Source organism: Marinitenerispora sediminis (assembly GCF_003336425.1).
GTDB lineage: Bacteria > Actinomycetota > Actinomycetes > Streptosporangiales > Streptosporangiaceae > Marinitenerispora > Marinitenerispora sediminis.
Genome location: NZ_QEIO01000059.1, coordinates 1 through 21,473, shown reverse-complemented (window position 1 = coordinate 21,473; position 21,473 = coordinate 1). Strand labels below are relative to the sequence as shown.

Sequence of the window (21,473 nt, the reverse complement as noted above, 5' to 3'; positions counted from 1 at the left end):
GGCGCCTCAGTCCTGTCCGCGGGCCTCTTCGAGGGCACCGGCCGCGCTCGCGAGCGCGGCGGTGAGCAGTAGGGGGCTGCGGCCGAGGCCGCAGCGGGCGCCGGCGTAGCCGTGCGCGGTGAGTTCGTCCGCCCCGGCGACGTGTCCGGCGATCCGGAACCGGCCGAGGCGCAGCGCGGTGTGCCCGGTCCTGCCGCGCAGGGCGCGGCGGAGGGCGGGGTCGCGGTGCAGCAGGCAGTGCGCCTCCTCGTGGGCGACGGCCGCCGCGCGCAGGGCCCCGGGAGGGAACCACGCCCGCCAGCCGAGCAGGTCGGCGAGTTCCTCACCCAGGGCGAGGGTGTCGGTGAACAGCTCGACGGCGGGGGCGGGGCGGGAGACGTAGCGGGCGAGCAGCAGCTGCTCCAGGCCGCCGTCGCGTTCCACGACCCGTGCGGCGGGCCCGTGCGTGCCGCGGTCCGCGGCGAGCCCGACGCCGAACGCGGCCGCCGCCTCCGCCCAGCGGCGGAGCAGCGCGGGGTCGCGGCCCTCGTGCGTCGGGGTGGCGGCCAGCAGCCGGACACCGAACTCCGCGTCGTCCAGGTCCGCCAGCCGGGCGCACTCCGCGCGCAGCGCGGCGCGGCGGGCGGGGGTGAGGCGGTCGAGGACGCCGGGGGCGCCGGGCCCGGCCGCGCCGGCCGTGCCCGGTCGCGCCTGGCCGCCCTCGCGTGCGGCCGCGGCGGTGGCCGGGGGTGGGGCACCCCTCGTCCCGGCCGTCATGAGCGGGCCTCCAGGACCGCGACCACCGGCTCGTCCGCCGCGCGGGAGCGCAGTTCGCTGCGGGCCAGCGCCAGCAGCGGCTCCGCGTCGAGAACGCCGGAGAGGTCGGCTATGCGGGTGCCGAGCAGCAGCCGCAGGGCCGGGGCGCGGACGCCGCCGTCACCGTAGGTGGTGGACTCGCGGATCAACTGGGTGAGCAGTTCCGGGGCCTCCCCCACGGTGGTGGCCGCGATGCGGGCGTCGGCGGCGTGGAGGCGGACCACGCCGTCGGCGTCGAGGACCCGGACGGGGTGGCGGGGCCTGCGGAAGCGGCGGCGGCGCTCGGTGCCGTAGACGGTGTGGGCGGGGGTGGTGGCGAGGATCTCGACCGCCGACGGGTCGGCTCCGAGGCTGGCCGCCGCCGCGGAGAGGCGCTCGTGGTCGTCGGCCCGGTGGGCGCGGTCCTGGGTGCGCAGTTCGGTGGCTCCCGTGGCGACGGCCCGTACGGTGTTGGTCTGCGGGTCCACGGTGACCTCGACCTCCACCGCCGCGGGTGCGGCGCCCTGCGCGACGACCGCGGCCTCGGCCTCGGCGCGGACGCCGAGGATCTGCTCCTGGGTCGCGCCCGGGATGATCCGCTCGACCTGCTCGCGCACCAGCGCGAGAGCGACACCGATGGGGCTGATGACCTCGCTGTGCGCGGCGATCCGGCCGGTGAGGCCGGTGGCCGCGGCCAGATGCGGGGTGACGGCGGCGGCGCCCCCTCCGCCGCCGACGAGGACGGCGGTGTCGCGGTCGAGGCGGTAGTCGCGGATCATCGCGTCCACCACCTCGCGGACCTGCTTCACTCCGGCGTCGAGGATCTGGCGGGCCGCGCCCGCGACATCCGTTCCCAGCGCCTGCGCCAGCGGCGCCAGCGCGGCCCGGGCGACCGCCGGGTCGCAGGCCGCGAAGTCGCCCTCCGGCACCCGGCCGAGCGCGTTGGCCGCGCAGGTCATGGTGATCGCGAAGCGGCCTCCGGCGGCGTCGAGGACCGCGTGGTCGCCCGGGTCGCCGTCGAGCGGGCTCACGGTGGTGAGCTTCGCGCCGCGCAGGTCCGCCGGGTCGGCGTAGCAGGCGTAGGGCAGGCCGGCGATGTGCGCGCTGCGCGGCCCGACGGCGTGCACGGCCGGCCGCTGCCCGCCGCCGATCCGCACCATCGAGCCGCCGCCGACGCCGACCGTGCGGACGTCCAGCGCGGAGAGGTACGAGGACTTGCCGAGGATGGTGGCGTGCCGGACGGCGACCTTGCCGCGGCGGATGACGCTGATGTCGGTGGACGTGCCGCCGGTCTCCAGGAAGACGCCCTCGCTGACCCGCTCCCGCATCAGCGCCCCCGCCACCCCGGCGGCGGGTCCCGACAGCACGGTGAGCAGCGGCCGCCGGCGCATCTCGGCCAGCGACATCACGCCGCCGTCGCAGCGCATCACCATCAGCGGCGCCGTCACCCCGGCCGCCGCGATGCTGGAGTCCACCAGGTCGGCGGTGGCGAGCATCTTCGGCAGGATCGCGGCGTTGACGACGGCGGTGCGGGTGCGCTTGCGCAGCCCGTACAGCGAGGTGATCTCGTGCGCGGCGGTCATCGGCAGCCCGTAGGGGCGGGCCGCCGCCAGCACCGCCTCCTCGCCGTCCGGCAGGTCGACGCTGAACGGCTCGCTGGCCACCAGCACCTCCGCCCCGGCGGCGGTGACCTGCTCGACGGCGGCGCGCACGGCCGCCGCATCGCGGGGGTCCGCGACGTGCGCGTAGCGCAGCGGGAGCCGCTTGCCGGGGGTGAGTTCGAGGTTCGCGAGTCCGGCGAGGCGCCTGGTGGGCAGGGAGCCGGGGCCGGTGCCGATGCCGATGAGCCCGACAGGTGCCACGTCGCCTTCGAGCAGGGCGTTGGTGGCCTGGGTGGTGCCGTGGGCGAGGAACGCGACGTCGTCCGGGGCGGCGCCGACGTCCTTGAGCAGGCGCTCCAGCGCCTCCACGATGCCGTGCGCGACGCCGTCGGCGTGGTGGTGGCTGGTCGGGACCTTCACCTGGGCGACGAGCTCCAGCGTGGCGGAGTCGATCGCCACGGCGTCGGTGAAGGTCCCACCCACGTCGATTCCGACGCGGATGCGGTGCGGGGCCATGATGGGAACACCTCCTTGTGTCGTACGCGGGTCGAGCGGAGGGCGCGGGGGGTGTACCGGGCGGGACGGGTGCGAGCCGTCCCGCCCGGGCGGCGGGGGCTAGTAGCCGCGGACGTCGGGCCAGTGGCGCTGCACGCCGGCCCGGTCGAGCACGCGGGCGAACTCCTCGAACCTCTTGTCCTCCTCCTGCACCTGGTGCGGCTGGACGCCTTCGGCGAGGCAGTGCGCGGCGAGCGCGCCGGCGGCCTCGCCCACGTTCCACTCCACGGGGTGCAGGCGGTAGCAGCCGTTGGTGATGTGCGTGGTGCCGATGTTCTTGCCGGCGGGCAGCAGGTTGCGGACCCGGCGCGGCACGAGCGCGCCGAGCGGGATCTCGAAGGGCACCGAGCCGATGTCGATGTAGTTGTCGCCTCCGGTGGAGGGGTGCAGGTCGATGCGGTAGCCGCCGACGCCGACGGAGTCGCGGTGCCGGGTGCCGCCGTAGGCGCCCACGACGTCGATGGCGACGTCGAGCTCGGTGACGGTGGTGACGGCCCTGATGCGGCGGGACTCGCGCACGTAGGCGGACTTGGCGAGGCCGTCGGCGGTGCCGGTGACGTCGGGGCGGAGCTTCAGGCCGGGGAAGCCGGTGCCGCCGTCGGGGCGGGGGGCCTCGGTCTGCAGCCAGTACAGGACGGACAGCGACAGTTCCCGGGCCCCGGCGAGCGCCTGCCGGGAGGTCTCCTCACCGGCGCCGACCAGCGGCTTGAGCCAGTAGTCGTTGAGCGGCCAGTTGACGAGGGTGATGTCGGAGTCGAAGGCGCCGGGGCGGTGCAGCCTCCGGGCGAGGATGCGGCGGAAGCCCCACAGCTCCTTGTCGCCGGCGTCCGCGCTCTGGTCGGCGGTGACGTCGAGCGGGTCGACGTCGGGGTTGGGGGCGAAGGTGCGCGTGACGGGGGCGAGCGTGCGCGGGTCGGGGGCGAGGAAGCCGAGCAGCGGCCCGGGCCAGAAGTCGGGGCGGTAGGAGCGCCAGAAGCCGTAGCCGGCCGGGCGGTCGATGGTGTGGTCCTGGCCCTCGTGGTGGGAGAGGGCGAAGCAGACGGTGATGCCCTGCTGGTTGAGCGGGTCGGCGGTCTCGGGGGCGTGCGGCTCGCCGTACTCGGCGCGGGCCTCGGCTCCGAGCGCGTACTCGACGCCGGCGAGCTCCAGCAGCTCCCCGGTCTCGGTGGCGTCGATGACGTACGGAGCCGTGATGGTGTGGCGGGCGCCGTCGCGGACGTCCTCGACGGTGACGGCGCGCACGGTGTCGCCGTCGGCCTCGGCGGCGACGGGGCGGTGCTCGGTGAGCATGGTGAGGCGGCCGGCGGCGCGGTGCGGGGCGAGCATCGACTCCAGCACCGCGAGCGCCACCCGCGGCTCGTGGCAGAGCTTGCTGACCCGGCCGGCACCGGGGTTGAGCTGCGCCAAGCCGAGGGCCTCGGCGCGCAGCGGGTACCAGCGGCGGTAGTGCTCGCGTATCGCCGCACGCAGCGCCCGGTAGCTGGCGGTGACGCCGAACTGCTCCACCCAGGGGTGCTCGTCCGGCGGCACGGCCTGGGCGGTGAGCTGGCCGCCGATCCAGTCGGTCTCCTCGGTCAGGACGGCGGTGCGCCCGGCCCGGCAGACCGCGAGGGCGGCGGCCACGCCGCCGAGGCCGCCGCCCACGATGAGGACGTCGGTCTCGGCCGGGGTGGCGATGGGGGTCGGCATGTGGTGCGCGCTCCTTGCTCGTTGCTCGTTCTGGTGGGAATCGGGGGCCGGGTCACCTGGCGGGGGCCGGACCCGTCGTGCTCCCGGGCCGGAAGGCGCAGGCCACCAGCGGTGACTCGGCCTCGCCCTCGGTGAGCAGGGCCGTCAGTGCGCGAACGGCGGCGGCGCCGAGCTCGGCCCGGGGGATGTCGAAGCCCGTGGGACGGGGCCGTCCCGCGAGGTCGGCGGGCGGCGAGCCGAGCAGCGCCAGGGAGACGTCCGCGGGAACGTCGAGCCCCGCGCCCTCGACGGCCGCCAGCAGTGCCCGCCAGGCGGCGCCGGTGTCGGTCTCCTCCGCGACGAACGCGGTGACGCCCTCGGCGTGCCGCTCGCGCAGCCAGGCCGGGGTGATCTCGCTGGCCGGGTCCGCGGCCCGCACCACGGGATCCGCGCCGGCGAGGCCGCCGCGGCGGAGCGCTTCGCGGAAGCCGCGCTCGCGGTCGGTGGAGGCGGGCGCGTCGTCGTCCTCGCGGACCAGGACGATGCGGCGGTGGCCGAGCCCGGCGAGGTGCCGCACCACCTCGGCGCTGGCGTCGACGTAGTCGGCGCCGACCCAGGCCAGGCCCTCCAGCTCGTCGCGGCGGCCGATGTGCACCGCCGGGTAGCCGTGCCCGACCAGCCGGCGCAGTTCGTCGGCGGGGATGTGGCGGCCGAGGAACAGGCACCCGTCGGCGAGCCGCACCCGCTCCAGCGCACCGGGCGCGCCGGCCTGGGCGCCGCCGGAGCTGGACCCGGTGAACAGCACCAGGTCGTAGCCGCGGACCGCGGCCTCCTGCTCGACCCCGACGAGGAACGGGTAGTAGGAGTGCTCCACGGCGGTCGGGAACGTCGCGGTGAAGCTGAAGACACCGAGCAGGTTGTTGCGGGCCGCGGCCAGCCGGCGGGCGGCGGGGTCGGGCACGTAGCCCAGTTCCCGTGCCGCCTCCAGCACCCGGGCGCGGGTGTCGGGGTGCAGCACGATGCCCTGCTTGTTGCCCCCGAGCACGAGCGACACCGTCGTCTGCGACACCCCGGCCAGCCGAGCGACCTCCGCCTGCCGCGGCCTCCCCCGCCGGACCTTCGCGGGTCGCTTGTCGGCCATGTGCGACTCCTATCGCTAATACGTATTAGCCCGCGGTTGTGAGCCGCCGTCCGGGGCTGGTGCGGATTAGCCAGCACACTGCCTCGCGCTATGGGCACCGTCAAGAGCGGCCGCTGGCTAATATCCGGCTAATATCCCGGGTCCGGAAAACGGCGGGTCAGGGGACGGACCGGAGCCATCGCGATGCCGTCGCGGGGTGCGCCCGCAGGTGGCCGCCGCTGGGCATCGGCCGCGACGGCCGGACGGGGGTCGGGAATCGGACCGGCGGCCAGGTGGGCCGGGTGCGTGCCACGGGGACGTCGTGCACGGTGCTCCCGAGCGCGTCGAACCGGCCGGCGTCCCTTCGTGCCGATGCGGGCCGGTGACGTGCCGCCGCTCCGCTCCCCGCAACGGCCGGGCGAGCGATCCGTCACCGGTGGCGGACCGGGGGGGGAAGAGCACCATCTGGTTGGTCCGGGTTCGACCGAACGGGCTCCCTTTCGACTCTGGAAGCCCCGGGGCTCCCCTGATCCGGTCCCCTGGAACCGCGGAACGCAAGAGGCCGCCACGTCCTCCGCGCCCCTCTCCCCCGTCTCCCTGGCACAGGTCCGCGACACGTGCCAGGCGGTGGAGCGGGTGCACGTTCCGGTGTACGTCGCTCCGGAACCGACCGCCGAGTACCGGGCACTCGGGCTCACGACGTACCTGGACGGTTACTTCGCGTCACGATCGGCGCCACTGGGAACGGTCGCCGCGGACGTGGTGACCGCCGCCTTCTCCTCGTTCAGCCCCGAACTCGTGCGCGCCTCGGTCCCGCGCGGCTGGGAGACCGTGTCCCCGGCCGCGGTCACCGCCGTCCGGCTGCGCGGTGCCGACGCCGCCCTGCGCGCGGTCGCCCCCACGGGCCTCCTCCGCTCTGCCCGACATCGCCGAGGCGGCCGGGCTCGCGCGCCGGGCCGCGCTCTCCGCCATCGAGCAGCCGCACGGTCGCCCGCTGTTCGCCGCGCACGCCACGCTGGACTGGCCGGACGAACCGCACCTGGTGCTCTGGCACGCGCAGACGCTGCTGCGCGAGTTCCGCGGCGACGGGCACCTCGCGGCGCTGCTCACCGCCGGTCTCGACCCGGTGGAGGCGCTCGTCACTCATGCCGCCGCCGGACAGGCCGACGCGCACAGGCCGCGGACCTCCCGCGGCTGGCCGAGGGAGGCGTGGGCCTCCGCGGCCGACCGGCTGCGCGACCGCGGCCAGGTCACGGGCGGATGGCGGCCGGCCGGTCGAACTCGCCGAACTGGGCCGCCGTACCCGGGCCCAGATCGAGGAGCGCACCGACCAGCTCGCCCAGGACGTCACGGTCCGGGTGGTGCGGCAGCACCTCCGGGGCGCGGCCGGGCAGCCCGTTGGGCGCGCTGACCGCCCCCGGGCCGGCGTCAGGAGGCGCGGCGGCGGGTCGGGTCGCGCCACAGGGCGTCCGGCGGCCCCTCGGCCACCACCCGGCCGCGGAGCAGCACGGCCACGCGGTCGCAGCGTTCGGCCTCGGCCCACTCGGTGGTGGCCAGGACGAGCGTGCCGCCGCGCCGGCGGCGGGCGCGTTCCAGGCACCGCCAGATCTCGGCGCGGCTGCGCGGGTCGAGTCCGGCGCCCGGCTCGTCGAGGAACAGCACCTCGGGGTCGTGCACGAGCGCGCGGGCGACCTCCAGCCGGCGCCGCATGTCGCGCGTGAACCCGCGCACCGGCCCGCGGGCGCGGTCGGCCAGCCCGACCGCCTCCAGCATGCGGGCGGCCCGCTCCCAGCAGGCGCTGCGGGACAGGCCGCAGTCGCGGGCGTGCCGCCAGAGAATCTCCACGGCGGTGAGCCGCTCGTCCAGGTCGTCCGCGGCCGCGCCGACGACGCCCACCCCGCGCCGCACCCGGTCGGGGAACGCCGCGACGTCGAGGCCGCCGACCTCGGCGCGGCCCGCGCTGGGCGGGACCAGTCCGCCCAGCATCGCGATGGTCGTGGACTTCCCGGAGCCCTCGGGGCCCAGCAGCGCGACGGACTCGCCTGCGCGCACGGTCAGGTCCACCCCGCGCACCGCCCGCACCCCCGCGAAGTGCTTGCGCAGGCCGCGCGCCCGGACCGCCGCGACCTCCGCGCCGCCGGCCCGCTGGTCCGGTCCGCCGGCGGTGATCACGGTTCGGGGACCGTGATGAGGGGCCGGTAGTAACCGGCCCGCTGCTGCTCGCCGATCGGCTCGCCGTCCACCTCGACCCACGCGTGGGCGCGGAACGGCTCGGTGCGCACGCCGAGGCACCACGTGGGCCAGACGCCGCGCATCCGGCACAGCAGCACGGTGGCGAGGGAGCGCTGCACGCAGCCCTCTCCGGCGCAGAACAGGCTCACCGCGACGACGGTGTCGCGGGCGTGGCGGGCCTGTGCGGCGGTGGCCGGCCGCGATCCGCGCCGGAGCAGCCGCAGCACCGACCGGATCCGCCGCGGCGGCAGGGTGGCGAGCAGGTGCGCCATGCCGACCGCGATGTGGCCGCGCAGCCGGCGGCCGAACGGCAGGTGCTGCCGCCCCGGCATCGCGCACGGGACGCTCATGGCGCCACCAGCCCCGCCCGCCGCAGCGACGCGAGCAGCCGCCGGACGTCGACGGCCGCCCGGTCCGGGTGCACCGGGTAGCGGTCGGCCACCCGGCCCGCGGCCTCCTCCGCCGAGCAGCCGTCCAGGAGCAGCCGGGTGATCATCGCCCCGGTCCCGTTGAGCTGGTAATAGCGTCCGGTGCGCTCGTCGAGCAGCACCATGCCCTCCCCGGTGTCGGCCGCCGAGACATCGGCGCGCAGGGCCAGCGTCATGACATCCCTCCGATCAGAGGCGAACAGCGGTGGTCCGCCGCGGTCCGGCGGACCGGCCTTCGGCGCCCGGGGCCGGCCGGGTTCGGCACGGGCTCCGGTGCGTGCCCGGGCGGATGGGCGGCACTCCCCCGGCGGCCGTCCCGCCGGGAGCCGCGGGGCGGTGCCGGGGCACCGGGGTGCGCCGCCCGCGCCCTGGTCACGGCTGGCCGCCCATGGCGAAGGCGGCGGTGGGGCGGTGCGGGTCGAACCGCGTCGAGCGCAGCCACGCCTCGACCCCGAGGGTGGCCTCCAGGTGGCTGAGCGCCGTGGCGCTCGGGTGCAGCCCGGTGACGGCCTCGCGCAGCCCCACGGGGTCGACCAGGCCGAGCTTGGCCAGGTGCAGTTCCTCGGTGAGCGCCACGAGGTCCGGCCGGTTGTACCGGAGCCCGGCGAACGCGTCGGCGCTGAAGTCGCCCTTGGTCCGGCGGGTGAGCAGCTCCTCGGGCAGGACGCCGCGCAGGGCCTCCGCGAGCAGGGGTTTGTACCGGAAGGGCGTGCACTGCTCCTCCGGCCGCACGGCCAGCGCCGCGTTGACCACGGTGTCGTCCAGGAAGGGGGCGGCCAGCGGGATCCCGGCGGAGCGGTAGAGCGCGGACAGGGAGCGCAGCGTCACTCCCGCGGCCCGCACGGCCGCCAGGGTGGCGTGCCGGCCGCGGGTCGCGGCGAGCGGTGCGGCGGTCTCGGCGGCGTCGCGGACCGCCTCGCGGGCGAGGGCCGCGGCGTCGTCGGTGGCCCAGGCCGGGAGGCGGGCCGGCAGCATCCAGCCGAGGTGCGGGACGTGCTGGCGGGGGACGGGGTCGGTGAGGGAGCGGCCGGCGCGGTCGTAGGCGGCGCGGTAGGACTCGCGGTCCAGCAGGGCGCGGGCGGTCGCCTCCAGCGGCCAGCGGTGCAGGGCGCGGAACCCGCGGGCGGCGCGGACCGCCGCCAGCGGGCGGACGCGCAGCAGGTCGTGCAGGTAGAGGGCGGTACCGGTGAACAGCTCGTCGGCGCCCTGCCCGCTCAGGTGCAGCCGCGATCCGGCGTCGACGAGGGTGGCGGTGATCTCCGGCACCCGGGCGATCCCGCGGACCCAGCGGAACGGCTCGTCAAGGGGGAGCCGCGGGTCCACCAGGCCGGAGAACCACGGTGACAGCCGCTGGGTGCCGGCGATCTGGTGCTCGGCCTCGACCAGCGCCGCGCGGGCCCGCCGCGCCCAGACGGCGTCGTCGTTGCCGACGTCGGCGGCACCCCAGCGGTGCGTGACGAGCCGGATGCCGGTGCGCGCGGTGAGGAAGCACAGTGCGGTGGAGTCCAGCCCGCCCGACAGGTCGGCGCTGACGATCCCGCCGCCGGTGGTGCAGGTGGCGACGGCGCCGCTGAGGGCGTCGGCGACCCGGACAGCGCCCTCAGCGAGGGAGAGCCCGGCCTCGGGTGCGCGCCACCACCGCTCGACCCGGCTGGTCCCGCCGGGCAGCAGCACGATGGCGTGGTCGCTGGGCACGCTGTGCACGCCGCGCCAGACGCTGCGCTCCTCCAGGGTGTGCGCCGGCGCGGGCGTGACGAGCCGCAGGGCGAGCGCACGCTCGTCCACGGAGGCGTCGCCGAGCCGGGCGAGGACGTCGGCGCGGTCGGCGGCCACGGTCGCGCCGCCGACCCGGGTGTGGAAGAGCCGCCGGGTCCCGGACGCGGCGCCGCGCGCCCACACCATCCCCGAGACCGACGCCACCAGGTGGAAGCTCCCGGCGAGGGTGCGGGTGCGGTGCTCGATCACGCCGATGTCGGGGGTGTCGCGGATCAGCGCGGTCAGCTCGGCGGCGCCCACGGAGCAGCGGCCGAAGACCGCGATCATGGCGGTGCCCACCCCCGCCACGGTGACCTCGCCGGGCGGCCACCTGCCGATGAGCCACGGCCGCCCCGAGGCGTGCGTGAAGAGCTGCACGGCCTGCCTCCGCAGCTCCCGGGCCGCGGCACCGCCCCCGTCGTCGTCGGGGAACACGGCGAACCACACGTGGTCTGACAACACAACACCTCTTATGTCGCAGCGGGAGGGAACCGGCCGGTCCGGGGAGCCGTACCGGACCGGCCGGTGTCTCCTGGCGTCGCGCGGCCCGTGCGGGGCGGGCCGGCCGCGCTTCGGGCGGAGCCGGCGTCGTGGCGCGGACCGTGCCACGGGTCGTGTGCGGGGGCGTACCGCACGGGGGCGGGGGAGCGCCGCCCGCGGTGCGGTCTCAGGGCCAGATTCCGAAATCCCAGCCGTCGTAGACCGGATACAGGCCGTAGCCCGTGGTGAGTTCGGCGAAGTCGCCGACCTCCACCAGGACGGGGGTCTCGTAGACCGCCGTGTCGTGCATTGGGTTCACCCCCTCTCCGGCGGGCGGGCCGGTCCGTCCCACCAGTGGAGGAAATTCCCACCAGCAAATATGAAACACACATGCCACCTGCGCACTTTGCCGATGCTTTACCTTCACGGCATCGCCGTCGGCCAGCACTTTCCGTCGCGCTTGCGCACATCCGAAACAGAGATATGCGCGGTCACCAATCAGGGGAATGCCCCCGCCGGACGGCGGGCGGGACGCGCCTCCCCCGGAGTGTCGACGGCACTCCGCGCGCCCGGGGGCGTAATGTGGCCTGCGGCGCTGTCGTCCGAAACCGCGAATCCGCGCCGGGAATCCCGCCGCATAAATACCCGCTCTTCCACGATGACGGATTTGCCGCCGCACCGATGACCGCCTGGGCCGACCGGGGCTCCCCCGGCATCCCGGTCTCGATTTTCCGGATTCCCGCCGGACTTTTATCGGGGATTCACCGTACCCGAAATAGACGGAGCGTATCGGAGCGCACACGCACCGCCATGGACTCGGCCGGCTCCGGCCGCCGCGCGTCTCCCGCCCGCCCCTCGGGGCGGCATGTCCTAGGGTTGCCGGGTGCGGGTGAGTTACGCGAGTGATCAGGGCGTCGGCGCCGACAACGAGGACCACGCCGCGGCGGGGACGAACTGGGCGTTCGTGCTCGACGGGGCCACCGCCCCGCACGGCGTCGACACCGGCTGCCGGCACGGGGTCCGCTGGCTGGTCGGGCAGCTGGCCGGAGCGCTCACCGCGGAGCTGTCCGCGGACCGCCCGGAGCGCGGGCGGCCGCTGGCTGACCTCCTCGCCGCGGCCATCGAGCGCACCCGCGCCGGGCACGGCGCGAGCTGCGACCTCGCCAACCCCGACAGCCCGTCGTCGACCGCGGCCGTGGTGCGCCGCACCGGCGCGGGGTTCGACTACCTGCTGCTGGCCGACTCCACGGCGCTGTTCCCCGCCCCGGACGGCGGCGTGACGGCGGTCACCGACGACCGGCTGGACCGCCTGCCGGGCGGCCGCCCCTACTCCCCCGAACTGGTGCGCGCCGCACGCAACACCCCCGGCGGGTTCTGGGTGGCGGGCACCGACCCGCGGGCGGCCCACGAGGCGGTGACGGGCTCGGTGCCCTCCACCGACGGCCGGTTCGCCCTCATGTCGGACGGCTGCTCCCGGCTGGTGGAGTACTACGGGCACGGCTGGCAGGCGGTGTGGGACCGGCTGGTGGAGTCCGGCCCGGCCGCGCTCGTCGCCTGGGTCCGCGCGGAGGAGCGCCGGCACGGAGTTCCGCGCGGCAAGCCGCACGACGACGCAACCGCGCTGGTGGGGGCCTTCCCGCGGCCGGGCCGGCCGGCGCCCGGCGCGGAGCCGGCCGCGGCGGAGGGCTAGGTCCCGTTGCCGCCCGCCTCGGCGGCCCGGACGTCGGCCGAGGCCTGCTCGACCTGCTCGGCCTCGAACTCCCGCCGCGCGAGGTCGACGTGCGCCTTGCGGATGATCTCGACCACCTGGTCCGGGTCGTCGGTGAGGTGCATGAGGTCGGGGTCGTCAGGGGAGATGACGCCCTCCAGCAGCAGCGTCTGCCGGATCCAGTCGCAGAGCCCGCCCCAGAACTCCGAGCCGACCAGCACCACCGGGAAGCGGGTGACCTTGCCGGTCTGCACGAGCGTGATGGCCTCGAACAGCTCGTCCATGGTGCCGAACCCGCCCGGCAGCACCACGAACGCCTGCGAGTACTTCACGAACATGGTCTTGCGGACGAAGAAGTACCGGAACGTGACGCCGACGTCCACGTAGTCGTTGAGCATCTGCTCGAACGGCAGCTCGATACCGAGGCCGATCGAGGTGCCCCCGGCCTCCTGCGCCCCCTTGTTCGCGGCCTCCATCAGGCCCGGCCCGCCACCGGTGATGACGTTGTAGCCCGCCTGGGCCAGCTTGCGCCCGACGAGCTCCCCCGTCTCGTAGTACGGGTTGCCCGGGCGGATCCGGGCCGAACCGAACACGCTGACCGACTGGCCGACCTCGGAGAGCAGTCCGAAGCCCTCGACGAACTCCGACTGGATCCGCAGCACCCGCCAGGGGTCGGTGTGCACCCAGTCGCTGGGTCCCCGACGGTCCAGCAGCCGCTGGTCGGTGGTGGTCGCGGGGATGGCTCCGCCCCGGTAGGTCAGCGGGCCCGCCCGGCGGACTTTCGATCGCGATTCCGTCATGGAGTCACGCTACCCGGACCGGGTGCCCCGGCATCGACGTCCGCGTCAAGCCGTGACGTCCGGCAACGGACGGGACGGTGCCCGGCGGTCGCGGCGCACCCGGCGGCGTCACGCCCCGGTCAGCCACCCGGCCATGCGGCTCTCGGCCGCCGCGATCGCGTCCAGTTCCACGTACTCGTCGCGGGTGTGCGCCATCGTCGGCTCGCCCGGCCCGTAGTTGACCGCGGGGATCCCGAGTTCGGCCATGCGGGCGACGTCGGTCCAGCCCAGCTTGGCGCGCGCCTGCCCGCCGCCGACCGCGCGCACGAACGCCTCCGCCGCCGGGTGGTCCAGGCCGGGGCGGGCGGCCGGAGCGGCGTCGATGACGCGCACCTCGAAATCGGCGAACACCTCGCGCAGGTGCGCCTCCGCCTCCTCGGTCCCCAGGTCCGGGGCATAGCGGTAGTTGACCGTGACCACGCACTCGTCGGGGATCACGTTGCCCGCGACCCCGCCCGAGACGAACACCGCGTTCAGCCCCTCGTGGAACCGCAGCCCCTCGACCTCGGGGCGGCGCGGCGTGTAGGCCCGCAGGATGTCCAGCACCCGCCCGGCCTCGTGGATGGCGTTGCGCCCCATCCACGACCGGGCGCTGTGCGCCCGCTGGCCGGGCACCACGACCTCCGCGCGCATGGTGCCCTGGCAGCCCCCCTCGATCACCCCGCCGGTCGGCTCCAGCAGCACCGCGAAGTCGCCGGCCAGCCACTCGGGGCGGGTGCGGGCGAGCCGCCGCAGGCCGTTGCGCGCGGCCTCGATCTCCTCGCAGTCGTAGAAGACGTAGGTGACGTCGTGGACCGGCTCCGCCACCCGCGCCGCCAGCCGGAGCTGGACGGCGACCCCGCTCTTCATGTCGGAGGTGCCGCACCCGTACAGCCGCCCGCCACTGACGTGCGACGGCACGTTCCCGGCGATCGGCACGGTGTCGATGTGCCCGGCCAGCACCACCCGCTGCGGGCGGCCCAGCTCCGTGCGGGCGACGACGGCGTCGCCGTCCCGCAGGACGGTGAGGTGCGGGAGGGCGCGCAGCTCCCGCTCGATGGCGTCGGCGAGCACGCGTTCCCCGCCGCTCACCGACTCGATGTCCACCAGCTGGGCGGTGAGGGTCCGGACGTCGGCGCTGAGATCCAACATGGGTGTGCTTTCGTGGTCGGGGCGCGGCGGCGGGGTGGCCGGCCGCCGCCGGACGCGGCGGCCGGCGCGGGGTCAGGCGTTGAGGCCGTGCTCGCGGAGCAGGTCGTTGAGCGCGAGCTTCTCGTGCTCCTGCCCCTCCGCCAGACGCTTGAGGACGAGCAGGCACGGCACGCTGAACTCGCCGCCGGGGAAGCTCTTCACCCGGCTCGCGGTGACGCACACCGACCATGCCGGCGCCTCGCCGCGCGGCAGCTCCTCGCCGGTCTCGGCGTCGAACACGCGGGTGGAGGCGGTCAGGATGGTGCCGGCTCCGAGCTTGGCGCCCCGGCGCACCCGGGCGCCCTCGACGACCATGCTGCGGGAGCCGAGGAAGGCGTCGTCCTCGATCACGACGGGGGCGGCCTGCGGCGGCTCCAGCACGCCGCCCACCCCGACGCCGCCGGACAGGTGCACGTTCTCGCCGACCTGGGCGCAGGAGCCGACGGTGGCCCAGGTGTCGACCATGGTGCCGGAGCCGACCCACGCCCCGAAGTTGGTGAACGAGGGCATCAGGACCACGCCGGGAGCGATGTGGGCGCCCCAGCGGGCGATCGCCCCGGGAACGACCCGGACGCCGTCGAACCGCTTCTTCAGCGGGATGCGGTCGTGGTGGTAGAAGTCGCCGACCGCCGACTCCGCCATGCCCAGGACGCGGAAGCTGAGCAGGATCGAGCGCTTGGCGCGTTCGTCGACGACGACCTCGTCCGTCGCGGGGTCGACGAAGGCCACGCGCGCCTTGCCGGCGTCGAGCTCGTCGACGGCGCCCACGATGGTGTCGCGGGCCTCGGTGTCATCGGGGGTCAGCTCGGATCGGCGCTCCCACAGTTCGTCGATCGACGCGGGAAGCGGACTGGTGAACGAGGTGGTCATGGCTGTGGAGCCTACTGGGTCCGCCCCCGGCGCACCGAACAGGGCGCCGCGCCGACCGCGCAGCGGCGGCCGTCGCCCCGGGGGCGCGTTCACCCGCGCCGTCTAGTATCTACTGGCGTCCGGCCCGCCGGCGCCCGCCTGGCCCGCCCCCGGCCGCGGGCGCGAGCGCGGCGCGACGTGCCCCCGTTCTGTCCGTCGAGGCGGTTCGGCCGGCCCGGCCCCGCCCCCTAGCGATTACGGTCTGCGTGTGCCTAAGAAGCGTCGAAGAATCTCCGCGTTCTTCAAGATCCTCACCGTGCTCACTGTGGCCTGCGGTGTCCTCGTCGCCGGCGGGTACTACGTGATCCGGTCCGTCCAGCGGGTCGAGCTCACCCCGCCGCCTCCCCCGTCGGGCTGCACCCTCACCGCCGCCGGCGACACCGACGAACTGGAGGTGGAGCAGGCCGCGAACGCCGCCACGATCAGCGGGGTCGCCTTCGGCCGGGACCTGCCGCCGCACGCGGTCGTCGTGGCCTTCGCCACGGTCTGGCAGGAGTCGAAGTTCCGCAACATCGAGTTCGGCGACCGCGACTCCGTGGGGCTGTTCCAGCAGCGCCCGTCCCAGGAGTGGGGCGACCCCGAGCAGCTCATGGACCCCGTCTACTCCAGCGGGGAGTTCTACGACGGGCTGGTCGAGATCGCCGGCTACGAGGAGATGCCGGTGTACGAGGCCGCCCAGGCGGTGCAGCGCAGCGCCGACGGCTTCGCCTACGACCAGCACGAGCGGCGCTCCCGCACCATGGCCGCGGCGTTCACCGGCGCGGAGGGGCCGGCGGTGACCTGCTGGTACGACACCGACGAGGCCGGCGAGGCCGACGTCGAGGCCGCGCAGGCGGAGATGGACCGGGTGTTCGGGACCGACGGGGCGCTGCCGGCCGCGGAGTCGCGCACCGGCGACCCGGGCTGGGCCATGGCGGCGTGGGCGGTCGCCAACGCCGAGCGGTACGGGCTGACGTCGGTCGAGTACGGAGGTCAGCGGTGGAGTGCCGCCGAGGGGATCGACGGCTGGACGGAGGCGCCGGGTGAGGGCGGCGGCGCGGCGGCCGAGGACCAGGTGGTGCTGAGGTAGCCGCCGCGGCCGCCGCGGCCGTCGCGCTACGGTGCTTCCAGAGCCGCCAGCCGCTTGACCGCCGCGGCGACCCGCTCGTCGGTGGCGGTGAACGCGACCCGCACGTGCCCGCCGCCGCCCGCGCCGTAGAAGTCGCCGGGCGCGACCAGGATCCCCAGGTCGGCCAGCTGGGCGACGGAGTCCCAGGCGTCGTGCTCCGGGTGCGCGGCCCAGAGGTACAGGCCCGCCTCGGAGTGCGTGATCTGCCAGCCGGCGCGTTCGAGGGCGCCGCGCAGCAGCTCGCGCCGCCTCCGGTAGCGCTCCTTCTGCTCCTCGGCGTGCCCGTCGTCGGACAGCGCGGCGGTCATGGCCGCCTGCACCGGCGCGGGCACGATCATCCCCGCGTGCTTGCGCACCGCCAGGAGCTCCCGGACCAGCGCGGGGTCGCCCGTGACGAACGCGGCCCGGTAGCCGGCCAGGTTGGAGCGCTTGGACAGCGAGTGCAGCGCGAGTAGACCCTCGTGCGAGCCGCCGCAGACGTCGGGGTGCAGCACGGACACGGGCTGGACGCCGTCCCACCCGAGGTCGAGGTAGCACTCGTCGGAGGCGACGATCGCACCGCGTTCCCGCGCCCACTCCACCACCTTGCGCAGGTGCGCCGCCGGGAGCACCCGGCCGGTGGGGTTGGCGGGCGAGTTGATCCAGACCAGCCGCACCCGCCGCGGACCGAGCGCGCTCAGCCCGTCGGCCGGGACCGGAGTGGCCCCCGCGAGCCGGACACCGATGTCGTAGGTGGGGTAGGCGAGTTCGGGGTGGACGACGACGTCGCCGGGCCCCAGGCCGAGCAGGGTCGGCAGCCAGGCCACGAGCTCCTTGGAACCGATGCTCGGCAGCACGGCGCCCGGCTCGGCCAGCACTCCGTGGCGGCGCTCCAGCCAGCCGGCGGCCGCGGCACGCAGCTCCGGGGTGCCGTACGTCGCGGGATAGCCGGGCGAGTCGGCCGCCGCGGCCAGGGCCGCCCGCAGCCGCTCAGGGACCGGGTCGACCGGTGTGCCGACCGAGAGGTCGACCAGCCCGTCGGGGTGGCGGGCCGCGGCCTCCTTGTGCGGGGTCAGCCGGTCCCACGGGAAGGTGGGCAGCCGGTCCGTCACGGGGCGTCGCCCGGCCGTGGTCGCCATGCGCGCTGTCACCTCGATTTCGCCTGTCGCGAACACTCGTCGGGCACGCCCCCGCGCGGCCGCGTGCGCGCGGCGCGAGGGCGGAATCGGTCGCGGAGCGACCGCGGTCGCGCGCCGCGGCACGCGCCGGGGTTCCGGCAGCCGTCAGTCGTCGCCCTGCGGCGGCAGCGCCACCACGAGGGGGTGGTCCCGCTCGACCTTGCCGACCTTCGAGGCGCCGCCGGGAGAGCCGAGCTCGTCGAAGAACTCGACGTTGGCCTTGTAGAACCCGGACCACTCGTCGGGGAGGTCGTCCTCGTAGTAGATGGCCTCCACCGGGCACACCGGCTCGCACGCCCCGCAGTCGACGCACTCGTCCGGGTGGATGTAGAGCATGCGCTGGCCCTCGTAGATGCAGTCGACGGGGCATTCCTCGATGCATGCCTTGTCCAGCACGTCGACGCAGGGCTGCGCGATGACGTAGGTCACGTCGTACTCCTCTTCGGTCTTCGCCACGTTGACCGCTTTGTGGGTCCGCGATGTCACATAGCCTGGCGATGCCGGGGTGGTGGCATGCGGGTGCGTCGGCCGTCTGACACGCGTTTCGCTGTTTCTAGTATTGCGTTGCTCCGGCCGTCCAGCGTAATTGGGGGTCCACGAGGTGGGATACGTCGCGCGGCTCGCCAACACCGTGACTCCGCAGGATGTCGGCCGGCGCGTCACTCTGCGCAACCGGCTGCCGGACGGACGGTTCCGGGATATCGTCGGTGTCCTGGAGTCGTGGGAGGACGGCGTCATCCGGGTGCGCCGCCGGGACGGCGAGACCGCCGCCGTCGAGGCGCGCGACGTGGTCGCGAGCAGGATCGTGCCCCAGCACCCGCCCCGGCGCCGCGGCCGCCCGGACACCGGGCGGGGCGACCCGGCGCCGTAGGGCGGGCGCCGGAGCGAACAAGAGAAGCCGCCGCCGGACGCGCGGCCCGACCAGGAGGTGGCGGAGTCACACCATGCAGGAGACCGTCGCGTCCGCCCTCGCGCAGCTGGCCCGCCTGGACCCGGCCGCGGCCCGCAGCGCCGAGAGCGCGCTGGCCTCACTCACCGCCGGGCAGAGCCTGGAGCAGCTGACCCAGCGCGCGGTCCAGGACTTCTGCTGGTACGTGCTGCCGGTGCGCTTCTCCGCGGAGTCCCAGGACCGGCTGTTCGTGGCGCGGTCGCTGGGGCGGCTGTTCTCGCTGCTGGACCTGCCGCGTTACGCGGCTGTCTGCACTTCCGAGGCCACCCGCGGGGTCCTCGCCGCCCACGCCCTCGGCCACTCCGCCGGCGTCGCCGCCTACGCGCGCCGCATGCACGCGTCCGGGATCGAGCCGCCGGACCTCACCGAACTCACGTGGGGCACCGCGCTGGGCAGCGCCGAGATCGAGGCGTACCAGGCCACCTCGGCCGCCCTGGAGCTGGCCGTCGCCGCGGGCGACGTGCGGCCCGAGGCGCCCGGCTGGCGGGCCGCGCGGGAGCAGCAGGCCCGGGTCTTCCTCACCCAGCCCGACGGGCACGGCCGCAGCCGGCTGGACCGCGTCCGCGAGGAGCGGGTGCGCGCCTGGCTGGCCGCCCCCTCCCACCCGCACCGCCAGCGGCTGTGGCCGCTGCTCGGCCAGATCATCGCCGGCGCCGAGCCGCCGCCCGGCGCGGCCCGCGCGCTCGCCCCGGTGCAGCGCCTGCTCGACTACGCCCACGACGGGATCCAGCTGACCCAGATCGGCTACGTCTCCCCGACGGTCGTGCGGGAGCTGTGCGCCGAGTTCGGGTGGTCCACCACCCCGTCGCCGCCGCGCAGCGAGACCGACGTCATGCAGCTGATCGCGCTGCACAAGCTGCTGCGCAGCATGCGGGCGGTCCGCCGCTCGGGGCGCCGGCTGGTGCTGACCCGCCGCGGGCGGCAGCTGCACGCCGGCACCGAGGCGCTGTGGCGGGCCGTCGCCGAGAGCGTGCTGCGTACCGACGGCTTCGAGCAGGCCGCCGCCGAGACGCTGTTCGGGCTGCTGCTGCTCCGCTCCCCGCGCTCGGGCAGCCACCGCAGGGACGACGGCGAGGGCGACGGCATCGACATCGCCGAGGAGGCGCGGCTCGTGCTCACCGACGCCGGATGGGAGCACGACGGCACCGGCGAGGAGCCCGGCACCCAGCAGGTGCGGTCGGTGCTGATCACCGTCACCTGGCTGCTGGAGACGCTGGGCTGCGTGCTGGACCCGGGGCTGCTCGGCGAGGGGCGCTCCCAGCGCCTGACCAAGGTCGGCCGGGCCTTCGCGCTCACCGCGATCCACCTCTCGGCGACCACCCCGCGCGCCTCGATCTAGCCCTGACCGGGCGCGGCCGGCGGCCGCCGGCCGGGCGACCCGATGCCGGGGCGCCCGCGCGACCCCATAGCCTGGCAGGTGACCCACGGGCGGCGGGCGCCGCCGCCTTCCGGCACACTGACGACCAGCAGGAGCAGCATGTCCACGCCTGAGCCGACGGAGCGGGACGAGTCGGCGGAGACCAGTACGGCCGGCGACGTCGAGACGGCCGAGCGCACCGGGACAGCGGCCGAGGACAGCGGCACGCCGCCGCGGGCGCGCGCCGCCGACGGGTGGGCGCTGCTGCCGAGCCCGGTCTTCGTGCTGCTGCTCGGCGTCACCGGTCTCGCCGGCTGGTTCTCCTGGACCCGTGCCGAGGAGGACTGGTCGTCCGGGAGCACGGTCTACGCGCCGTTCGTGCTCATCCTCGGGGCGTGGATCGTGGTGGTCGCGCTGCACGAGTTCGCCCACGCGGTGCTGGCCTACCGGTTCGGCGACCGCGCGCTGCGCGGCGGCGGGTACCTGCGGCTCAACCCGTTCCGGTACCGCGAGATGTTCGCCGGCCTGCTGCTGCCGGTGGCCTACCTGGTGCTGGGCGGGTTCGGCATGACCGGTCCCGCCGTGCACCTGGACCGCGCCGCCGTGCCGGTCCGGTGGCGGCGCAGCCTGGTCGCGCTGGCCGGGATCGCCGCCAACCTGGTGGTGGCCGTCGTGCTCGGCCTGGCCGTGGGCGCCCTGGTCCCGGCGGGGGCCATCACGAACAACTACCTGCTCGTCGGGCTGATGTACGTCTGCTTCCTCAGCATGACGGCGGCGCTGGTCAACCTGCTGCCGCTGCCCGGGCTGGACGGATTCGACGTCATCGCGCCGTTCCTGCCGGAGCGCCTGGCGCGGCTGGCGCACACGGCCGGGATCTTCGGTTCGATCGCGGTGTTCGCACTCCTGTGGTTCCCGCCGGTGAACACCGCGTTCCTGGACCTGATGTACCGGGTGATGGAGCTGGTCGGCCCCAACCGCGACTACATCGGGTTCGGACAGCTGCTTTTCCAGTTCTGGGTGGGCTGACGGCGGTCAGCGCGGCGCCGCGGGCGCGGTCAGCGCCGTGGCGAGCACCGCCACCGCGATCCCGCCGAACAGGAACGCGTAGTTGATCGCCGCCGCGGTGAGGACCACGTCGCCGGAGGACGACCAGCTGACCAGCAGGAAGCTCGCCGCGATCCACCCGCCCGCGGGGAGGCCGGCGCCGAGCCGGGTCCCCATGCCCCAGCCGGCCGCGCGGCAGCCGGCGAACAGCGCGAGCAGCATCAGCACCAGCGCGGCGGCGGCCGCCCCCTGGCCGGCCGCTCCGGTCAGCCACAGCCACGACAGCCAGCTCGACGCCAGCCCGCCGACGGTGCCGGCGACGAGGCCGAGGGCGGTGAGCACGGTGTAGGCCGCGCCCGCCAGCGCGCGGCGCGGCAGCCGGCCGGTGGAGCCGCCGCTCTCCGGCCGCACCGCGGTACGTGGGGACTGGGGCGAGGAGGTTGGCACCCTCGCAGGGTACTCGGCCGGGGTGGACGTGCGGTCCGCCCGCGGCGCGGTACGGACCCCCGGCCGGCGGCGGCTAGGACGTGTTTGGAAAGTTCAGAGCCATTCCCCGATGGCCGCGACCAGGACGGTGGCCTCGAACCTCAAGGCGAGCTTGTCAAAGCGCGTGGCTACC

General features: G+C 75.5%; 21 protein-coding genes and 2 pseudogenes. 7 read left to right on the top strand and 16 right to left on the bottom strand.

Annotated features, from left to right (window positions below; translation table 11 throughout):
* Positions 1 to 6 precede the first annotated feature (6 nt).
* The 4 genes from DEF28_RS13500 to DEF28_RS13485 all read right to left on the bottom strand — a co-directional run bounded on the left by DEF28_RS13500 (position 7) and on the right by DEF28_RS13485 (position 5,739).
* Positions 7 to 756, bottom strand: coding sequence for a hypothetical protein (locus DEF28_RS13500; RefSeq protein WP_199493265.1), 750 nt, complete (start codon positions 754 to 756; stop codon positions 7 to 9).
* Positions 753 to 2,891, bottom strand: coding sequence for a hydantoinase/oxoprolinase family protein (locus DEF28_RS13495; RefSeq protein ID WP_114398192.1), 2,139 nt, complete (start codon positions 2,889 to 2,891; stop codon positions 753 to 755). Before DEF28_RS13495 ends, DEF28_RS13500 begins: the two co-directional genes overlap by 4 nt.
* Positions 2,892 to 2,990: 99 nt before the next feature.
* Positions 2,991 to 4,619: an FAD-dependent oxidoreductase gene (locus DEF28_RS13490; RefSeq protein ID WP_114398191.1), complete on the bottom strand. Its 1,629-nt coding sequence runs from the start codon at positions 4,617 to 4,619 to the stop codon at positions 2,991 to 2,993.
* Between the two features lie 52 nt (positions 4,620 to 4,671).
* Positions 4,672 to 5,739, bottom strand: coding sequence for a LacI family DNA-binding transcriptional regulator (locus DEF28_RS13485; protein ID WP_114398190.1), 1,068 nt, complete (start codon positions 5,737 to 5,739; stop codon positions 4,672 to 4,674).
* Positions 5,740 to 5,922: 183 nt separating this feature from the next.
* Between DEF28_RS13485 and DEF28_RS29140 the strand changes: the two are divergent.
* A pseudogene (locus DEF28_RS29140) lies at positions 5,923 to 6,573 on the top strand (helix-turn-helix domain-containing protein); the annotation flags it as partial.
* A 13-nt stretch (positions 6,574 to 6,586) separates the two neighbouring features.
* Positions 6,587 to 6,946: pseudogene (locus tag DEF28_RS29135) on the top strand (SCO6745 family protein); the annotation flags it as partial.
* A 22-nt stretch (positions 6,947 to 6,968) separates the two neighbouring features.
* On the opposite strand, the gene DEF28_RS28825 reads toward DEF28_RS29135, so the two are convergent.
* The 6 genes from DEF28_RS28825 to DEF28_RS13455 form a co-directional block, all read right to left on the bottom strand.
* Positions 6,969 to 7,091 (bottom strand): hypothetical protein, encoded by a 123-nt coding sequence (locus DEF28_RS28825; RefSeq protein ID WP_258863063.1) that lies wholly within the window; start codon positions 7,089 to 7,091, stop codon positions 6,969 to 6,971.
* Between the two features lie 55 nt (positions 7,092 to 7,146).
* Positions 7,147 to 7,890 carry an ABC transporter ATP-binding protein gene (locus tag DEF28_RS13475; protein WP_158562816.1) on the bottom strand — a complete coding sequence of 248 codons (744 nt, stop codon included), beginning with the start codon at positions 7,888 to 7,890 and terminating at the stop codon, positions 7,147 to 7,149.
* Entirely contained in the window at positions 7,887 to 8,300 is a 414-nt protein-coding gene (locus DEF28_RS13470) for a lasso peptide biosynthesis B2 protein (RefSeq protein WP_114398187.1), read from the bottom strand. Before DEF28_RS13470 ends, DEF28_RS13475 begins: the two co-directional genes overlap by 4 nt.
* A complete protein-coding gene (locus DEF28_RS13465) occupies positions 8,297 to 8,554 on the bottom strand; it encodes a lasso peptide biosynthesis PqqD family chaperone (RefSeq protein ID WP_114398186.1) in 258 nt (85 codons plus the stop codon). Before DEF28_RS13465 ends, DEF28_RS13470 begins: the two co-directional genes overlap by 4 nt.
* A 196-nt stretch (positions 8,555 to 8,750) precedes the next feature.
* The gene (locus DEF28_RS13460) at positions 8,751 to 10,592 is read right to left on the bottom strand and encodes an asparagine synthase-related protein (protein WP_233515283.1); all 1,842 of its coding nucleotides are present in this window, start codon (positions 10,590 to 10,592) and stop codon (positions 8,751 to 8,753) included.
* Between the two features lie 208 nt (positions 10,593 to 10,800).
* Positions 10,801 to 10,923, bottom strand: a complete 123-nt coding sequence (locus DEF28_RS13455) for a keywimysin-related RiPP (protein WP_114398184.1) — start codon at positions 10,921 to 10,923, stop codon at positions 10,801 to 10,803.
* A 573-nt stretch (positions 10,924 to 11,496) separates the two neighbouring features.
* Between DEF28_RS13455 and DEF28_RS13450 the strand changes: the two genes are divergently transcribed.
* Complete coding sequence (locus DEF28_RS13450; protein WP_114398183.1) at positions 11,497 to 12,303, top strand: protein phosphatase 2C domain-containing protein; 807 nt, start codon at positions 11,497 to 11,499, stop codon at positions 12,301 to 12,303.
* On the opposite strand, the gene DEF28_RS13445 is transcribed toward DEF28_RS13450, so the two are convergent.
* The 3 genes from DEF28_RS13445 to DEF28_RS13435 all read right to left on the bottom strand — a co-directional run bounded on the left by DEF28_RS13445 (position 12,300) and on the right by DEF28_RS13435 (position 15,200).
* Positions 12,300 to 13,121, bottom strand: a complete 822-nt coding sequence (locus DEF28_RS13445; RefSeq protein ID WP_114398182.1) for an LOG family protein — start codon at positions 13,119 to 13,121, stop codon at positions 12,300 to 12,302. The genes DEF28_RS13450 and DEF28_RS13445 overlap by 4 nt on opposite strands.
* Positions 13,122 to 13,229: 108 nt before the next feature.
* Positions 13,230 to 14,291 (bottom strand): succinyl-diaminopimelate desuccinylase, encoded by a 1,062-nt coding sequence (gene dapE / locus DEF28_RS13440; protein ID WP_114398181.1) that lies wholly within the window; start codon positions 14,289 to 14,291, stop codon positions 13,230 to 13,232.
* A 72-nt stretch (positions 14,292 to 14,363) separates the two neighbouring features.
* The gene (locus DEF28_RS13435) at positions 14,364 to 15,200 is read right to left on the bottom strand and encodes a 2,3,4,5-tetrahydropyridine-2,6-dicarboxylate N-succinyltransferase (RefSeq protein ID WP_114398180.1); all 837 of its coding nucleotides are present in this window, start codon (positions 15,198 to 15,200) and stop codon (positions 14,364 to 14,366) included.
* Between the two features lie 247 nt (positions 15,201 to 15,447).
* On the opposite strand from DEF28_RS13435, the gene DEF28_RS13430 reads away from it, so the two are divergent.
* Positions 15,448 to 16,308: a hypothetical protein gene (locus DEF28_RS13430; protein WP_114433259.1), complete on the top strand. Its 861-nt coding sequence runs from the start codon at positions 15,448 to 15,450 to the stop codon at positions 16,306 to 16,308.
* Positions 16,309 to 16,334: 26 nt separating this feature from the next.
* Here DEF28_RS13430 and dapC read toward each other — a convergent pair whose 3' ends face one another.
* Complete coding sequence (gene dapC, locus DEF28_RS13425; RefSeq protein ID WP_114433260.1) at positions 16,335 to 17,465, bottom strand: succinyldiaminopimelate transaminase; 1,131 nt, start codon at positions 17,463 to 17,465, stop codon at positions 16,335 to 16,337.
* A gap of 144 nt (positions 17,466 to 17,609) precedes the next feature.
* Positions 17,610 to 17,933, bottom strand: coding sequence for a ferredoxin (gene fdxA, locus DEF28_RS13420; RefSeq protein WP_114400672.1), 324 nt, complete (start codon positions 17,931 to 17,933; stop codon positions 17,610 to 17,612).
* A 157-nt stretch (positions 17,934 to 18,090) separates the two neighbouring features.
* Here fdxA and DEF28_RS13415 point away from each other — a divergent pair, with 157 nt between their 5' ends.
* From DEF28_RS13415 to DEF28_RS13405, 3 genes are all read left to right on the top strand, one after another.
* The gene (locus tag DEF28_RS13415; RefSeq protein WP_374058243.1) at positions 18,091 to 18,375 is read left to right on the top strand and encodes a putative acetyltransferase; all 285 of its coding nucleotides are present in this window, start codon (positions 18,091 to 18,093) and stop codon (positions 18,373 to 18,375) included.
* A 73-nt stretch (positions 18,376 to 18,448) separates the two neighbouring features.
* Complete coding sequence (locus DEF28_RS13410; RefSeq protein ID WP_114400669.1) at positions 18,449 to 19,792, top strand: hypothetical protein; 1,344 nt, start codon at positions 18,449 to 18,451, stop codon at positions 19,790 to 19,792.
* Between the two features lie 138 nt (positions 19,793 to 19,930).
* Positions 19,931 to 20,836: a site-2 protease family protein gene (locus DEF28_RS13405; protein ID WP_114400670.1), complete on the top strand. Its 906-nt coding sequence runs from the start codon at positions 19,931 to 19,933 to the stop codon at positions 20,834 to 20,836.
* Between the two features lie 6 nt (positions 20,837 to 20,842).
* On the opposite strand, the gene DEF28_RS13400 is transcribed toward DEF28_RS13405, so the two are convergent.
* Entirely contained in the window at positions 20,843 to 21,301 is a 459-nt protein-coding gene (locus DEF28_RS13400; protein ID WP_147280276.1) for a DUF6113 family protein, read from the bottom strand.
* Positions 21,302 to 21,473 lie beyond the last annotated feature (172 nt).

Bases quoted from the DNA above. Each gene is read 5' to 3' on its own strand.
- DEF28_RS13500 (WP_199493265.1), bottom strand. From the start codon at position 756: ATGACGGCCGGGACGAGGGGTGCCCCACCCCCGGCCACCGCCGCGGCC.
- DEF28_RS13495 (WP_114398192.1), bottom strand. From the start codon at position 2,891: ATGGCCCCGCACCGCATCCGCGTCGGAATCGACGTGGGTGGGACCTTC.
- DEF28_RS13490 (WP_114398191.1), bottom strand. From the start codon at position 4,619: ATGCCGACCCCCATCGCCACCCCGGCCGAGACCGACGTCCTCATCGTG.
- DEF28_RS13485 (WP_114398190.1), bottom strand. From the start codon at position 5,739: ATGGCCGACAAGCGACCCGCGAAGGTCCGGCGGGGGAGGCCGCGGCAG.
- DEF28_RS13470 (WP_114398187.1), bottom strand. From the start codon at position 8,300: ATGAGCGTCCCGTGCGCGATGCCGGGGCGGCAGCACCTGCCGTTCGGC.
- DEF28_RS13465 (WP_114398186.1), bottom strand. From the start codon at position 8,554: ATGACGCTGGCCCTGCGCGCCGATGTCTCGGCGGCCGACACCGGGGAG.
- DEF28_RS13455 (WP_114398184.1), bottom strand. From the start codon at position 10,923: ATGCACGACACGGCGGTCTACGAGACCCCCGTCCTGGTGGAGGTCGGC.
- DEF28_RS13445 (WP_114398182.1), bottom strand. From the start codon at position 13,121: ATGACGGAATCGCGATCGAAAGTCCGCCGGGCGGGCCCGCTGACCTAC.
- dapE (WP_114398181.1), bottom strand. From the start codon at position 14,291: ATGTTGGATCTCAGCGCCGACGTCCGGACCCTCACCGCCCAGCTGGTG.
- DEF28_RS13435 (WP_114398180.1), bottom strand. From the start codon at position 15,200: ATGACCACCTCGTTCACCAGTCCGCTTCCCGCGTCGATCGACGAACTG.
- dapC (WP_114433260.1), bottom strand. From the start codon at position 17,465: ATGGCGACCACGGCCGGGCGACGCCCCGTGACGGACCGGCTGCCCACC.
- DEF28_RS13410 (WP_114400669.1), top strand. From the start codon at position 18,449: ATGCAGGAGACCGTCGCGTCCGCCCTCGCGCAGCTGGCCCGCCTGGAC.
- DEF28_RS13405 (WP_114400670.1), top strand. From the start codon at position 19,931: ATGTCCACGCCTGAGCCGACGGAGCGGGACGAGTCGGCGGAGACCAGT.